The following is a 14,464-nucleotide window of genomic DNA, read 5'->3' on the forward strand; positions in this document are numbered from 1 at the left end:
CCGATGAAATTCAATCTGCGCATGGTCCTTGAGAGCAGGGACTTCGGCTGTGCCTACGGCCTGGGCATCGCACATGACAACGGGATCCCACATCAGCTGGCCAGAGTTGGGCAGGTTTTCCAGTGTGACGCGACGCCGGAAGAGGTCGCTGACAAGCTAGACCTCCTGGCCCAGGGCCTGAGAAAGGTGGCGCAGATTCGCGCTGGACTTCCTGGCGCCGATGATGTCGTCACAGCCTCCGTGCCCGGTCTCCCGCAAGGGCCGGCATTGCGCCCACACGAGCTACGCGTCCAGGCTGAGAAGACGGAACTGGATGGGATGGTTGGGCGCCTTGGAACATTTCTCGCGTCGACAGCGTTCCAGGATGTTCCAGAGCTCGACCAGCAGCTGCTCACCCTGCAGCACGGCGTCATGCAGCTCTACAGCCGCGTGCTGGGCCAGCGGATCGAGAGGTTCCGGTGAGCGGCGGCCTCATTGACAAGCACCGCAACGCCGACGGCACGGTCGATGGCCTGGGCGTCATGGCCGACCTGACCAATCGGCCGCGGGCCGACATGGACGCGCTGTGGGCCGAGGTAAAAGCCAACCACGCCAAGCTGCAGGCCTGCCGGCGCCACGACTTCGTGCGGCCGGCGGGCATCGTCCCCATCAACGCCAAGCTGACCTGTCGGGCCTGCGACGGGTGGGCGAGCCCGAGCGATGCACGGTGGTACGACCTGGGCCTGGCCCACGCGTCGCGGTATCCTGCTGGACAGGAGGGCGGATCATGCTGACAGGATCCCTGCGCCACGGGCGCAAGCACAGAGAGGCCATGCGACGCGAGGCCATGCGACGCCGTCGCACTGCGGCTGAGCGATGGTCACCAGAAGAGCTCAGGCGCTTCTATTCCCGTGGCGCAAAGCCCTTGCGCTTCAACATGATCCCGACGGCCGAGCCGCGTGATGATCGTCGACAGGTCATCGCAACCAGGACCCCGGGCCAGATCGCCTTCGAGGCGCACGAGGCCTGCTATCGCAAGATTTCTACCCCATGGGATCGCCTGTACGCGTGGCAGCAACAGCTGTGGGAGACCGTGGCCGCTGAGGTGATGAATGAGGCGGCCAAACGCACTCAAGCTGCTGAAGGACAGACATGGGCCTGCTGATGCTCTGGCCCCTGGTGATGGGCGTGCTGCTCTGGCTGCTGGTCATCTATCTGCCAGCCCGCCAACTGCGCGCCTGGCGCGATGACCCAGCGCGGCCGTGGAACATCACCATGCGCCTGACGCGGGAGAACATCGCCCGGGCCGAGGCGGAGTACTTGGCCAAGTACCAGCCGGTGCCGAAAGAGCGGCGCCGGCCGTGACAACCTGGTCCGCTGGTGTGCGTCCTTGCGTACTGTCACTGCGCCCAACAATCCGTAACGCCGTGCTGTAATCGGGCCAGCAAACAAAGCCGGACAGACATACCCGGCAAAACATGAAGCTGATCCCTCTGCGATGGATCAGCACGCCTGTACACCCCGCCAGACCAAAGCCCCGCAGCGCATGCCGCCCGGGGCTTTATGCATTTCTGGGCCCAATCAATGCGCGAAATCCTCATCCACCTGGCCATTTGCGGGTTGCTTATGCAGCCGCTCGTGGCCTCGGCGCAGGCACTGAGCGTCAAGGATCCCTTGAGTTACAGCCTGGGCCAGTACGGCTTCATGCTGGGCATGTCGATCCTGGGCGGGCTGGTCAGCTGGTATGCCCGCGTGCGCGCCGGCAAGGCCGAGCTTTGGAGCATCAACGCGCTGATCGGCGAGGTGGCCACGTCTGCCTTTGCTGGCCTGCTGGCCTTCTACCTGTGCGAGTGGACCGGCTTCCCGCCCCTGCTCACAGCCTCGGTGGTAGGCATAAGCGGACATATGGGCACGCGCGGCATCCAACTGCTCGAGCGGTTGGGCGAGAGCCGGATCAAGGCCTGGATGGGCGTCAACGGAGGCAGTCAATGACACGCTGGATCGACAACGCTCGCAAGTACATCGGCGTCAAGGAAATCCCCGGCCCGACCCACAACCCGATCATCCTGGGCTTCTGGAGGCTGGCCAAGCTGGCCGGCATCAAGAACGACGAAATCCCGTGGTGCTCGGGATTCGCCTGCGCGGTGATGGAGGAGGCAGGCATCCGCTCGCCCCGCACCGATGGTGCGAAGAACTGGCTCGGCTGGGGTGTGGCATTGCCCAGCCCGGTCTATGGCTGCATCGTGGTCTTTCGCCGCCCGGGTGGCTGGCACATGGGCTTTGTAGTGGGCCTGGACGCCAAGGGCAACCTGATGGTGCTGGGCGGAAACCAGGGCAACCAGGTGAGCATCGCCGCTTTCGCGCGTGACCGCGTCGAGGGCTATCGCTACCCCATGGGTGAGCCCATCCCACAGAGCCGCCTGCCGCTCCTGGCCGGCGTGGCCGCCAGCACCTCGGAGGCCTGATGCTGAGCCTGCTTGCTCGTGTGCCGCCCTGGGGCTGGGGCCTGCTCGCCGTGGTGGTGGGCGCAGGTCTGGTCCTGGGCGCCCGCGCCCTCTACCAGTACGGCTATGACGTGCGGGACACCGAGTGCCAGGCCAGCACGGCCACGACGACGGGCCAGCGCCTGACCGTCGCGCTCGATGGCTCGCAGGCATTCCGCGCTGCCGAGGGCCAATCCTTCAAGCAACGGGCAGGAGCCGCTGATGCATACGACAAGACGTTCGCGGCTGACGTTGCCGCTGCTGGCGTCGCTGACGCTGCTGGTGCAGGGCTGCGGGTCGATATCGACGCAGCCGTCGCCACCGCCTGTGGTGCTGGAGTGCAGCCGGGTGCAGCCCCTGAGCGATCAGGCCCGACAGTCCGAGCCCTCGGTGCCGCCCTTGCAGCGTGCGACAGCGAACAGCGCTCGCTGGCAGCAGATCTTGCGCGAAGCCTCCGGGCAGGCAAGCGCTGCGAAGCCGAGCACCGCGCCGCCGAAGCCCTGAACGTGCCCGTGCAGGTGGAGACCCAACCTTGAGCACGCTGCTGCGCTTGCCGCCCGTGCCTCGCCACGATCCACAGCGCGATGGCAATCCATTCGCCTGGATCATCGCCACGGCGCCGCGCGTGCGGGCCCAGCAGGCCGCTCAGGTGCACCAGCACCGCCAAGCCAACAAGCAAGAGCTGTGACCGAGCCGAAGCCAGCAAGCGCCCAGTCGGATTGGGAGGCCATCCGTATCGACTTCGAGGCCGGCGTGCTCTCCCTGCGCGAGATCGCGAAGAAGCATGACAACGCGGTCAGCCACGTGCAGATCAAGCGGCGGGCCGACAAAGAAGGCTGGACACGGGACCTCAAGGCCAAGATCGACCACAAGGCCGATGAGCTGGTCCGGCGCCAGGCGCTGCGAGAAGAGGAGCGGGCCGCCGCCAAGGTGAACGAGGGTGCGGTGGTCGAGGCCAATGCCCGAGCGATCGCTGATGTTCGGCTATCGCACCGCCGGGACATCGCCACGGCGCGCACCCTGAGCATGCAGCTGCTGGCCCGTCTGCAGGGCGAGACGGACAACATGCCTGTGCTTGAGGAACTGGCCGACCTCATGCGCCAGGAGGATGACCGTGGGCGCGACCGGCTGAACGACATCTATCGCTCGGTCATCAGCACGCCGGGCCAGATCAAGGCCATGAAGGATTTGGCCGCCACCATGGAATCGCTCGTGACCATGGAGCGCGAGGCCTACGGCATCGGCATCGGCCCCGACAAGCCCAAGGGCTTCGAGGACATGTCCGACGACGAGTTGAACACGAAGCTCAACGCCTACCTTGGCCGACCTGGTACCGGTCCAGCCCCAGCGGCTGCCGGCTGAACTTCCAGCACTCGACCAGCTGAGCCGGGACGCCCGGGTCGAGCTGCTCGCCCTCATCAAGGAGAAAGAGCGCCGCGATAGCCGGCGCAAGCTGTTCGCATACTTCCCAGACGATGGGCCACTGCGCCGCGAGTTGTACCCGCAGCACATGGCCTTCTTCGAGATGGGCGCCAGGGTGTCCACCAGGTGCTTCATGGCTGCCAACCGGGTCGGCAAGACCGAGGGTGGCGGCGGGTACGAGACGGTTCTGCACCTGACTGGGCGCTACCCGTGGTGGTGGACTGGCCGCCGCTTCACGCGTCCCATCAATGCCTGGGCTGCTGGCGACACCAAGGAAACGGTGCGCGACATCATCCAGACCAAGCTGGTCGGGCCTGAGAGCGCCTACGGCACCGGCCTGGTACCGGGCGACGACATCCTGAAGATCGTCAAGCGCCAAAACGGGAACGGTGCGCTGGACTACATCGAGGTGCGCCATCTGCCATCTGGCGGCGTGTCCCGCTTGGCCTTCAAGTCGTACGACCAGGGCCGCGAGGCTTTCCAGGGCACCGAGAAGGATCTGGTCTGGCTGGACGAGGAGGCCAACGAGGGTGTGCGCGCCGAGTGCGTGATGCGCCTGATGACCACCGGCGGCTTGTTGATCGAGACCTTTACGCCGTTGCGGGGCCTGACCCCCATCGTCCTGAAGTATTTGGGTGAGGACGCGCAGACACCAGAGGGGCGCATTGGCTACAACGAGGATCGCGGCATCGTCATGGCTGGCTGGGACGACGTGCCCCACCTGTCTGCTGACCAGAAGCGCCGGATGCTGGCCGAGGCCGAAGTCCACCTGCGCGAGAGCCGCTCCAAGGGCATCCCGAACATCGGCAGCGGGGCGATCTACCCGGTGCCCGAAGACCAGATCACGTGCGAGGACTTCGAGATCCCGCCGCACTGGCCCCGCGCCTACGGTCTGGACGTGGGCTGGAACTGTACGGCCGCGGTGTTCGGCGCGCTCGATCGCGACGCGGATGTGCTGTACCTCTACAGCCTTCACTACCAGGGCCAGCAGGAGCCAAGCACGCACGTTGCGGGCATCCGCGGCCGGGGGGAGTGGATCCCCGGTGTCATCGACCCAGCCTCCAGGGGCCGCAGTCAGAAAGACGGCGAACAGCTGCTGGAGATCTACCAGGAGCTGGGACTGGACGTCACGGAAGCGGACAACAGCCGCGAATCGGGCCTCTTCGAGGTCCACCAGCGCCTGGCCACGGGGCGCCTGAAGGTTTTCAAGTCACTGCGGCCCTGGCTCGCCGAGTACCGGATCTACCGGCGCGACGAGAAGGGCCACATCGTCAAGCAAAAGGACCACGCCATGGACGCCACCCGCTATCTGGTCGTGTCGGGCATCGACGTGGCCACGGTCAATCTGAGCCAGTCGGCCGCCGAGTTCCGCGCCCGCACCCGCTACAACTGATGCTCTACACCTCCGATCAGCAGGATGGCCACCGGCCCGACCGGGACCTGGCCACGGGCGATGGCATGTCGCTGTATGCGCTGGAGCGCATGCTCTCCGACATTGCCCAGCAGCCGGAGTGGCGGGCCAGCGCGGACAAGTGCTGCCAGTACTTCGACGGCAAGCAGCTCAGCGGCGATCAGATCGCACGCATGGAGGAAACGGGGGAGCCCAAGACCATCGTCAATCTGATCCAGCGCACGGTTAACGGCGCCCTCGGTCAGGAAGCCCGGGCCCGGCTGGACTGGATGGCCACCGCCGACACCAACGCGTTCGGCGACCTGGCCCAGGTGCTCAATGAGCAGCTGCATGAGGCGCAGCGCGAGTCGTGGGCAGACATGGCCATGTCCGACGCGTACTCCAGCCAGTTGCGCGCCGGCATAGGCTGGGTCGAGGTCTCGCGCAACCCGGACCCGCTGGGCTACCCCTACCGGGTGCAGGAGATCCACCGCAATGAAGTCTGGTGGGATTTCCGCGCCCGCTCGCGCCTGCTGACGGACGGGAAGTGGGTGTGCCGCCAGCGATGGATCGACGAGGACGAAGCGGTCACCGCGCTGCCCCAGTTCGCGGACACCATCCGCCTGGGCCTGCACGCGGGCCCGCTGTCGGACGCGATGGCCGCCTCGGTGCTGACCAGCGATAAGTTCGAGTCCCTGCACCAGACCCGCATGTCGTTCAACCGGCAGCAGGAAGAGTGGCTGGACAACAGCAACAGGCGCCGGGTGCGGTTCTACGACGTCTACTACAAGCAGCCCCAGATCCTGGTGGCGATGGTGGTGGGTACGCGCCGCGTGCGCTTCAACCCGCAGAACCCGGTGCACGTGGCGATGGTGCAGCGGGGTATGGCCAAGCTGATCAAGGGGCCGAGCTACATCATCCGCCGGGCACTTTTCTGCGGCCCTTTCCGCCTGTTCGATGTGCCCACCCGGTACCGCAACTTCCCGTTGATACCATGGTGGTGCTACCGCGACGACGAGTACGGCACGCCTTACGGCCTGGTGCACGGGATGATCGACCCGCAGGACGAGTACAACGAGCGTCGTTCGCGCCTGCGCTGGTTGCTCAAGGCGGTGCAGGTGTTCGTCGATAGCGACGCGCTTGACGAGAAGTACAACACATTCAAGCAGCTGGCCCTGGAGGTGATGCGGCCGGACAGCGTGTTCGTGCTCAAGGCCTCGCGCAAGAACACCGACGGCCTGAAGATCAACCGCAACACCGAACTGGCCCGCGAGCAGGTCGACGTGATGCAGGACGCCAAGCAGTTGATCCAGGACGTGCCGGGCATCTACTCGACCATGCTTGGCAACGCGCCCAGCGGGGTGACATCTGGCCTGGCTATCAACTCGCTGGTCGAGCAGTCATTGGTGAGCCTCGGCGAGGTTAACGACAACTACCGGATGTCGCGGCGCGCCGTGGGCGAGTGCCTGTCCGAGCTGATCCTCGAGGACATGGCCGCGCCCAATATGAAGGTAAGCACCGGCACCGGCAAGAAGGCCCGTGTCGTGGTGCTCAACACCTTCAGCCCCGAGGGCATGCCGGTCAACCACGTGGAAGACGCGCCGGTGCGCATCGCCCTACAGGACACGCCGTCCACGCCGTCACACCGCCAGCAGCAACAGCAGCAACTGTCAACGGCCATCCAGGGTGTGGGCAACGACCCGATCGCTCGCGCCGTGCTGGTGCCGGCCTTCATCGAAAGCACCGACCTGGAGAACCGGGACCTGTACGCCAACTGGATGCGCAAGAAGAACGGCGTGCCAGAGCCAGGAGAGGCCGACGACCAGCGCGAGGCCATGGAAGAACAGATGGAAGCCATGCAGGCGCAGCTCGCAGAGGTCACCCAGCAGTTGCAGCTGCGCGCTGCTACGGCCGACGTCAATAAGAAGGAAGCAGACGTGCAGCTGACCCTGGCCAAGACCGCCAGCGAATCGGCCAAGGCGCAGGCCGCTCTGGCCCCGCCCGCTCTGCCGGCCCCAGCCCCAGAGGACCAGGCGATCGCTGACGCCCTGAACGAGGCCGCCTTAGCCTGACCAGTTCGCCTCGCAGGGCGCCGGCCCCCTGCGCAGGTGTATTCGCCGGCAACCCCGAACCCGCCTCGTGCGGGTTTTTTCTTTTCGGACCTCACCGACACGAGGAAAGCAATGACGAAACAAAGCCTCGAAGACAGGATCGCCGATCTGGATCCCGATAAGGTGGACTTCACCGACCCCGCAACCTGGGCCAACCTCATCCCTGATGCTGACCCTGCGGACGGTGGTGCCGCTGCATCCAACCAGTCGGCCCCGGGCGATACCGCTGCGCCCGCCGCTGCTCATGCCACTGCTGCCTCTGCACCCGCTGCCCCAGCCCCTGCGCCGGCCGCTACCGCACCTGCTGCAGCTGCTCCTGCGCCGGCCCCCGCAGTGGATCCCAGCGCTGCGCCCACCGCTGGACCTGCTCAAGACGGCTATGTCGCTGGTGTGCTGACTGCCGACGGCAAGTCCGTCATCCCGTACACGGTGCTCAAGAGCACAAGGGATCAGCTCCGGGACAGCGTGAACCGCAATGTCCAGCTCGAGCGCGAACTCGATGAAGCCCGCAAGGCTGCCAGCACCTCGCAAGAGGCATTGGCCGCAGCGCAGGCCGACCCGGCTTCGCTCACGCCCGAGCAGATCGCTCTGATCGAGTCTGACTTCCCACAGCTCGCCGCACCGCTCAAGGTCATGCAGGAGCAGGCCAAGGTGCTCAAGCAGATCCAAGCCGCCCAGGCGCAAGCCCCGGCCCCGGCTCCTGCTCATGCCCCCGCGCCCGCTCCGGCAACTGCCGAGTCGGATGACGAAGCCTTTGATCGCGCGATCGCGGCCAACAGCCTGATCGGCGAGTGGATGGGGAACAAAGACAGCAAGCAATGGCAACGCGCTGTGGCTCTCGATGCGGTCCTGGCCAAGGACCCTGAGAACGCGGACTACGCCACTCGCTTCTCGAAGGTGCAGGCCATGGTCTGTGCCGAGTTCGGGATCGCCAACCCCAACCAACAAAAGCCCGCGGCGGGCGCTGTGCCCGCCGCAGCGTTGCCTGGTGCCCCTGCAGCAGCACCCGCCCAACCCGCAGCCACGCCTGCCGTCCAGTCCGCCGCACTGCCGACCTTGTCGGACATCGGCGGCGCTCCGCCCAAGACTGACACCTGGGCAGACCTCTCCGACTCCGCCGCCATGAACAAGGCGATGGATATGTCGGAAGAGCAGCTTATGCAGCTGGCAGGCGTGTCGTTCTGACCTGGTCCTGAAAGGAACCCGCAATGACCACGCAAGTTACCGACAAGTCGGCCTTCGCGCTCAAGCAGCAGTCGGTTGCCCTGACTGCTGCAGCCATCAAGGCCCCCACCGATCTGAGCCGCCTGTGCGGTGCTGCGCCCAAGCAGGGCGAGGCCGAGCAGATCGTCAAGCAGCAATCGAACCCCGGGCTGCCGGGCATCATCGTCAAGGACCTGTCCGCCGCCAAGTCGGGCACGATGGTCACCATCGAGGCCTACGATGTGCTGGGCGGCGAGCCCATCATGGGCGACGAGATGCGCGAGGGCCGTGGCGAGAACGTGGACATCGCGTCCATGGAAGCCAAGATTGATCTGGCATCCAAGGTCATCAACGCCGTGCCCGGCACGATGATCGACCAGCGCACCAAGATCAATCTGCGCGGCATGGCCATGGCCCAGCTGATGGGCTACTTCCCGCGCCTGATGTGGAACCGCGCGCTGGTGCACATTGCTGGCGCCCGTGGTGCGCAGCGCGGCAAGTCCTGGCACATCCCGCTGCAGTCGGCGCAGAACTTCAGCAAGGTCATGATCAACCCGGTGTTGGCACCGACCTACAATCGCCACCTGGTGATCGACGGCGCCAACGTCGTGCAGGGCGGCCAGCAGCTGGCGAACATCGATTCGACCGACGGTTGGAAGCTCGGTCACATCGACGCGATCGCTGAGTACCTGGACTCGCTGGAGTTCAAGCTGCAGCCGCTGCGCGTGCCGGGCGACCCTGCTGCCAGCGACTCGCCCATCCGTGGTGTGCTGTTCCTGGACCCGCAGGCGTATGCCCAGCTGGTCACGGAGGCTACGGCTGGCAACAACATTCGCGCGTGGCAGTCTGCCGCCATCGAGCGGGCCAACCAGATGGGCCAGCGCCACCCGCTGTTCCGTGGCGATATCCTGATGTGGAACAAGATCTTGATCCGCAGCATGGAGCACAGCATCTGCTTCAACCCTGGCGACACGGTCAAGCACATCAGCTCGGCCAACCGCTACACGGCCACAGAAACCGACGTGCAGGTCAATGGCGGCCTGGGCAACGGCTTCCGCGTGACTCGCTCTGTGCTGATGGGCGCGCAGGCCTTCGCCTCGCTGCTGGGCAAGAACTCGAGCAGCGGTTTCACCGCGGCCTTCAAGGAGCGTGTCTACGACTACGGCTCCAAGCACGAGGCCATGGGTGAGTGGATGGGTGCCGAAGCCAAGCTGCGGTTCTCGTTCAAGAACGCCGACGGCATCCTGGAGCCCACCGACCACGGGATCCTCGTCATCGACGGGGCCGTGAAGGCCGTGGGCCAGTAAGGCGGGCAGGGCGGGGCCTGGCCTCGCCCGCTCGTGCACCTATCACAGGAGAACATCATGACTGTTTACCGTGGCCAACAGGCCTACACACCCAAGCTGAGCACGTCTTCTTATGGCAACGCCTGGAATGACGACAACAAGATCGACATCACGGCAGCGCTGGTCGCCGCCGATGAGGTCATCCTGATGGAAATCCCGGCGGGCACCCGCTTGACGGGCCTCAAGTACCGGGCCGGCGACCTGGATTCCGGCGCCACCCTGGTGGCCAACCTGGGCTACCGCTCCACGCACCCTGAGCAGCGCGTGGCGGCCGCACCCAGCTACTTCCTGAACGCCTCTGCCGCCTTCCAGGCTGCGCAGAACGGCTGGGTTGACCTGGCCTTCGAGCCCATCACCTTCCAGGAGAACGTGCAGATCGTGCTCAAGCCCACGGCACCGGCCGTCGGCTTGCCGGCTGCCACTGCCATCTGGGCGATCGCGAGCGGCCGCGTCGTTGGCGTCGCCTGATCCAGCTACCTCTACCAACCACCAGCGGGCCCTTGCGGCCCGCTTTTTTATTTGGAGATCGCGATGACGACCGTGAATGTGGTGTACCTCGGGCGCAAGCCCTTCAAGCAAGACAACGTAGCCGGCACAGGGATCGTGTGGCGGGGCTACGGCGACATCCAGCGTGTGCCCGTGACCGCACTAGCCAAGATCCTGGAGCATCCGGCTGTGTGGGCTGTGGCTGACGATGCGGACCTGACTCCGCCAGCGCCGAGCGCCGCGCAGCAATCGATCGTGGCCGCCGCCGCAGAGGTCGCCACGGAATCCGTTCGCTCCACCGCCACGGTCCCAGAAGCCACCACGCAGCGCGAAGCCGAGAAGGTCGTGTTCGTGCTCCTGGCCGGGTCGAACCATCCGGACAGTGTGTTCAACATTGCTCCGGGCATCGAGGTGCAGCGCGACGACGCGATCACGCACACCTTCCGCGGCACCGGCTTATCGCCGGCCGACTGGAATGCTCTGAGCGCCGATGGGCGCACAGCCTATGTCGATGACTACCTGCAGTATCGGGCGGACCGTCAAGATGCTGTCGAAGCGCGCGCGAAGTTCGCGGCCAGCTTGCAGTCGCTGAAGCCGATGGATCCGCCGCCCCCGCCCTCCCCCGAGCAGCAGAAGCCAGCCGGAACGCCTGCGCCTGATGACTCGGCAGCGCCCGACAAGGGCGCAGGCAAGGCTGCAGCCGGGCGGGGCAAGCCGAAAGGCGCAGGCAAGGCTGCAGCCTGATGGCAAAGCTCCTGGTCCGCGAGCTGCTGCGCCGCTGCAGCTCGACGCTGTCGGACACGAAGCCCCAGTTCGGCCGCCACAGCGAAATCGACATGGTGCTGGCTGCTCGCAACGGCGTGCGAGCGCTGTGCAAGTACATGCCCCACGTGTGCGCCCGCACCGACGCGGTCAAGCTTGACCCGGGCACCCAGCAGCGCATCGACCTGGTGCCGGCCGCCCGAGTGAAGCCTGGTGATGGATCCGACGCTCGCGACATGTGGTGTGTCCAGTTGCTGGACATCCCTCGCAACCGGGGATCAGACGGCGTGGCAGTTGGGCGAGCCATTACGCTGGTTGATCGGCAGCGCCTCGACACCTTCGAACCTGACTGGCATGCCAGCACAGGGCCGGCTGTCCTGCACTACGCATACAACCCGCAGCAGCCGCGCTATGCCTACGTCTACCCGGGGGTGATGGGTGATGTCTGGGTCGACATGACCTGGGCCGTACTGCCTCCTACCATCGTGGCCGGTGGCGAGCCGGGCGCGGAGATCTACAAGTGGGACGGCGGCAACGACGCCGACGTGGGTCTGGATGAGCTTTACAGCGACGAGCTGTGGAACTACATCGTGGCCTACCGGCTGCTGTCGGATAAGGGGCAAGCCTCGCTGGCCCGGGCCATGGTGCACGCCCAGGCCTTCACCGGCGCCATCAACACAACGATGGAGCAACTGACTGGCCAGAACCCGAACCTGAAGACGCTGCCGTTCGCGCCAGAGGTGCCGGGAGGTGCTTCATGATGAAGTTCGCCGAAGCAGCTCCCAAGGTGATGCTGGGCGTACCGGGCTGCTCCGTGCCCGAGGCTGTTGAGGCACTGCGCTTCGCCGTGATCGAGTTCTGCACCCGAACCAGGATCCTTTCGAACTGGGTGGAGAGGCAGAGCAATGCGCTCACCTTCGATACCACGGGCGCTGATGCTACGCAGGTGGTTCAGCTGCTCGACGCCAAGGTCGATGGCCGCGACGCCACGGTGTTGCATCGCAACTCGGCAGACCTCGAACGCGCGAGCGTGATGCGGCCTGTGTTGCTGCACGACCAGGATCTGAACACATCGCTCAAGATCCTGCCAGAACCAAGCCCGCCTCTGCCGGTGCGGCTCTTCGTGGCGTTTGCCCCGACGCCGGATGCCACCGAGTTTCCCGACTTCCTGTGGCTAGCCCACCGGGAGGCCCTGAAGCATGGCGCCCTTGCTCGCCTGCTCGCCGAGCCAGGCACGACCTACGTCAATGACGCCAAGGCGGCCTGGCATCTGTCCGAGTTCCAAACCAAGGCCGACGAGCTGGCCACCCAGATCGGCCTGAACCAGGTCGTGGTCGCCCACCGCCTGCGGGTCAACCCCGCTTAACCCAGGAGAACACCGTGCCGCGCACCAATCCGACCCTGCTCCAGAATGCCAACGTCCCTTCCAAGGGTGATTGGAGACCCACGGAGGGATTCATCCGCTCAGTTGACGCGTGTCTGGTGGATGGCGCCACCTCAGCCGTGGTCGACTTCTATGGTTCCAACGCAGGCCATGGCATCGGCACCAAGATCGCGACGGTCACGCTCAGCCTCACGACGCCGGCCGATGGCACGACCTTCGCGACCGAGGATCAAGGCTGGTTCTTCGTGCGCGCGGAGCTGGCGTCGAACGCTGGCGCTCTTCGCAGTGCCACAGCCTGCGTGGGGGCCTGACCATGAGCGTCACCATCTACCCCAAGGCTTCCCGCAAGGCGGTCCGGCTTCCTGCGGTCGACATGCGTGGCGCGTCTTCGGCAATGCTGGACAGCTTGCAACTGTTGCGTGCCAGCATGGCGCTTGCTGTCTCAGGGAAACGCTACGCCCATGGTGGTGACTCGCGAGGGGCGCAGGGCTTCGCGGACACCACCGACCAGTTGATCAACAACATGTATGTCGCGGCAATGACGTCGCGCAATTGGCCGGCCTGGTTGATGCTGCTGGCAGGTCAGCCGCTTCAGCTTGTGCAGGCCTGCGGGCGCGGCGGTGATCGAACCAGCCAGTTCGTGGCGCGCCAACACAACCCCCTCGGGGGCTCCCTGTTCGGGCGCAACGAGTTGGCCGGCTGGACGCCCTATCGACCGAACTGGTTCTTTTTGTCCTTGGGCATCAACAATGTGCTCAACAATGTGTCCCTGGAGGATTCGTTGCGCGATGCGCGGCTGATCTTGAATGAGGCGCGGCGCCTGGGCACCATTGTTGTTTGGCCGACCGAACCGCCTGAGGGGCCGCTTGGGACACCTTTCACAGCGACAGAGCGTGTCGCGCTGGCAGCATGGAACGAAGGCCTCAAGGCCTTGCGCGCCGAGTACCCCAACAACCTACGCGTCCCCGACGCCTTCGCAGCATTCCTGAACCCGCTCACAGGGCGCTCTTATCCCGGTCTCCACAACGATCCCTTGACGGGGAAGGCAGTGCACCTGAACAACGCAGGGGCCTACCGCATGGCCTTGACGGTTTTTAAGGAGATCGGCCCGGAGCTCTGTGAGTCGACTCTGCTGATTCGGGGTTCGGCTGCCAACATCACCACCGGCTCTGCCGTAGGACAGTACCAGGTGAACCCGCTCTTGCAGGGGAACGTGCTGTACAACGCTGGCGACTTGGCGAACAGCGTGCTGGGCGCGCAGGTTGCTTTTGGCGGCGGGACATCCGGCGGCACGGCCACCCTGATCGATGACCCAGAGGGGAACGGCAAAGCAGTCCAGATCGATGTGACCTACACCAGCAACCTGTCGGCGTTCGCCTTGCTGGTGTTCAAGGACTCGGCCGGCCAGTTCGTCGGTGGGGAGAACATCTGTGGAGTTGCCCGCGTTCGCGTGGGTCTGCCTGGCGCAGCGCCTGGACTGCTGGCGGAAGGAATGACCGCGGCCCACAAGGTCCGCTGCCCGGAGCACGTCCTCAACGTCACCGACGCGGTCGCAGACGGGGGGGCGATCAACAGCCGTCAGGCGCTCGTCAACAGCGCAGATGACCGCGGCGTTGAAAGCGCCTTCTCGGGCATCACGGCGACACCGACCTTTCAGGTAAAAGCCAACGCCCCGCAAAAGGTCGAGCAGAGTCTCTATCTGCGCGGGTTCGCGGACGAGCCTGCGGCGGGGCCGGTGCGCTGGATCGTCTCTTTACCTCAACTTCGGCCCATCACGCCCGCGCAGAAGCCACCGAGCCCTTGGGCTTGACCATGTAGCAGTACCTATGGCACCAATCCAGGTTACGGGCTTCGCTGGAGCAGCGAAGGGGCCGAATCCACGTCTACTGGCTGATACG

19 protein-coding genes are annotated in these 14,464 nt (G+C 65.5%); all 19 read left to right on the top strand.

What is annotated here, in order from left to right:
- Nucleotides 1–3 precede the first annotated feature (3 nt).
- The 19 genes from WAQ08_RS16100 to WAQ08_RS16190 all read left to right on the top strand — a co-directional run bounded on the left by WAQ08_RS16100 (nt 4) and on the right by WAQ08_RS16190 (nt 14,376).
- Nucleotides 4–462, top strand: coding sequence for a crAss001_48 related protein (locus WAQ08_RS16100; RefSeq protein WP_422192891.1), 459 nt, complete (start codon nt 4–6; stop codon nt 460–462).
- Complete coding sequence (locus WAQ08_RS16105) at nt 459–773, top strand: hypothetical protein (RefSeq protein ID WP_422192893.1); 315 nt, start codon at nt 459–461, stop codon at nt 771–773. Before WAQ08_RS16100 ends, WAQ08_RS16105 begins: the two co-directional genes overlap by 4 nt.
- Nucleotides 767–1,144: a hypothetical protein gene (locus tag WAQ08_RS16110; protein ID WP_422192894.1), complete on the top strand. Its 378-nt coding sequence runs from the start codon at nt 767–769 to the stop codon at nt 1,142–1,144. Before WAQ08_RS16105 ends, WAQ08_RS16110 begins: the two co-directional genes overlap by 7 nt.
- The gene (locus WAQ08_RS16115) at nt 1,132–1,344 is read left to right on the top strand and encodes a hypothetical protein (RefSeq protein WP_422192896.1); all 213 of its coding nucleotides are present in this window, start codon (nt 1,132–1,134) and stop codon (nt 1,342–1,344) included. Before WAQ08_RS16110 ends, WAQ08_RS16115 begins: the two co-directional genes overlap by 13 nt.
- A gap of 261 nt (nt 1,345–1,605) precedes the next feature.
- Nucleotides 1,606–1,971, top strand: a complete 366-nt coding sequence (locus WAQ08_RS16120) for a phage holin family protein (RefSeq protein WP_422192897.1) — start codon at nt 1,606–1,608, stop codon at nt 1,969–1,971.
- Nucleotides 1,968–2,444, top strand: a complete 477-nt coding sequence (locus WAQ08_RS16125) for a TIGR02594 family protein (protein WP_422192899.1) — start codon at nt 1,968–1,970, stop codon at nt 2,442–2,444. Before WAQ08_RS16120 ends, WAQ08_RS16125 begins: the two co-directional genes overlap by 4 nt.
- Nucleotides 2,444–2,998, top strand: a complete 555-nt coding sequence (locus WAQ08_RS16130; protein WP_422192900.1) for a hypothetical protein — start codon at nt 2,444–2,446, stop codon at nt 2,996–2,998. The genes WAQ08_RS16125 and WAQ08_RS16130 overlap by 1 nt, the downstream gene beginning before the upstream one ends.
- Complete coding sequence (locus tag WAQ08_RS16135) at nt 2,995–3,150, top strand: hypothetical protein (RefSeq protein ID WP_422192901.1); 156 nt, start codon at nt 2,995–2,997, stop codon at nt 3,148–3,150. The genes WAQ08_RS16130 and WAQ08_RS16135 overlap by 4 nt, the downstream gene beginning before the upstream one ends.
- Nucleotides 3,147–3,824 (top strand): hypothetical protein, encoded by a 678-nt coding sequence (locus WAQ08_RS16140; protein ID WP_422192903.1) that lies wholly within the window; start codon nt 3,147–3,149, stop codon nt 3,822–3,824. The genes WAQ08_RS16135 and WAQ08_RS16140 overlap by 4 nt, the downstream gene beginning before the upstream one ends.
- On the top strand, nt 3,781–5,277 hold the full coding sequence (locus WAQ08_RS16145; RefSeq protein ID WP_422192904.1) for a terminase large subunit domain-containing protein: 1,497 nt from the start codon (nt 3,781–3,783) through the stop codon (nt 5,275–5,277). The genes WAQ08_RS16140 and WAQ08_RS16145 overlap by 44 nt, the downstream gene beginning before the upstream one ends.
- The gene (locus tag WAQ08_RS16150) at nt 5,277–7,346 is read left to right on the top strand and encodes a hypothetical protein (protein ID WP_422192905.1); all 2,070 of its coding nucleotides are present in this window, start codon (nt 5,277–5,279) and stop codon (nt 7,344–7,346) included. The genes WAQ08_RS16145 and WAQ08_RS16150 overlap by 1 nt, the downstream gene beginning before the upstream one ends.
- 111 nt (nt 7,347–7,457) lie before the next feature.
- Nucleotides 7,458–8,570 (top strand): hypothetical protein, encoded by a 1,113-nt coding sequence (locus WAQ08_RS16155; RefSeq protein ID WP_422192906.1) that lies wholly within the window; start codon nt 7,458–7,460, stop codon nt 8,568–8,570.
- Between the two features lie 23 nt (nt 8,571–8,593).
- Nucleotides 8,594–9,895, top strand: coding sequence for a DUF4043 family protein (locus tag WAQ08_RS16160; RefSeq protein WP_422192908.1), 1,302 nt, complete (start codon nt 8,594–8,596; stop codon nt 9,893–9,895).
- Nucleotides 9,896–9,952: 57 nt separating this feature from the next.
- Nucleotides 9,953–10,402 carry a hypothetical protein gene (locus tag WAQ08_RS16165; protein ID WP_422192910.1) on the top strand — a complete coding sequence of 150 codons (450 nt, stop codon included), beginning with the start codon at nt 9,953–9,955 and terminating at the stop codon, nt 10,400–10,402.
- Nucleotides 10,403–10,465: 63 nt separating this feature from the next.
- Nucleotides 10,466–11,164: a hypothetical protein gene (locus WAQ08_RS16170; RefSeq protein WP_422192912.1), complete on the top strand. Its 699-nt coding sequence runs from the start codon at nt 10,466–10,468 to the stop codon at nt 11,162–11,164.
- Complete coding sequence (locus WAQ08_RS16175) at nt 11,164–11,943, top strand: DUF6682 family protein (protein WP_422192913.1); 780 nt, start codon at nt 11,164–11,166, stop codon at nt 11,941–11,943. Before WAQ08_RS16170 ends, WAQ08_RS16175 begins: the two co-directional genes overlap by 1 nt.
- The gene (locus WAQ08_RS16180) at nt 11,940–12,548 is read left to right on the top strand and encodes a hypothetical protein (protein WP_422192915.1); all 609 of its coding nucleotides are present in this window, start codon (nt 11,940–11,942) and stop codon (nt 12,546–12,548) included. The genes WAQ08_RS16175 and WAQ08_RS16180 overlap by 4 nt, the downstream gene beginning before the upstream one ends.
- Before the next feature lie 14 nt (nt 12,549–12,562).
- Nucleotides 12,563–12,877 (top strand): hypothetical protein, encoded by a 315-nt coding sequence (locus WAQ08_RS16185; protein WP_422192917.1) that lies wholly within the window; start codon nt 12,563–12,565, stop codon nt 12,875–12,877.
- A 2-nt stretch (nt 12,878–12,879) separates the two neighbouring features.
- Nucleotides 12,880–14,376, top strand: coding sequence for an SGNH/GDSL hydrolase family protein (locus tag WAQ08_RS16190; protein WP_422192918.1), 1,497 nt, complete (start codon nt 12,880–12,882; stop codon nt 14,374–14,376).
- The last annotated feature ends 88 nt before the right edge of the window (nt 14,377–14,464 follow it).

Origin of the sequence: Aquabacterium sp., from assembly GCF_049274795.1 — a bacterium.
Classification (GTDB): Bacteria; Pseudomonadota; Gammaproteobacteria; order Burkholderiales; family Burkholderiaceae_C; genus Aquabacterium.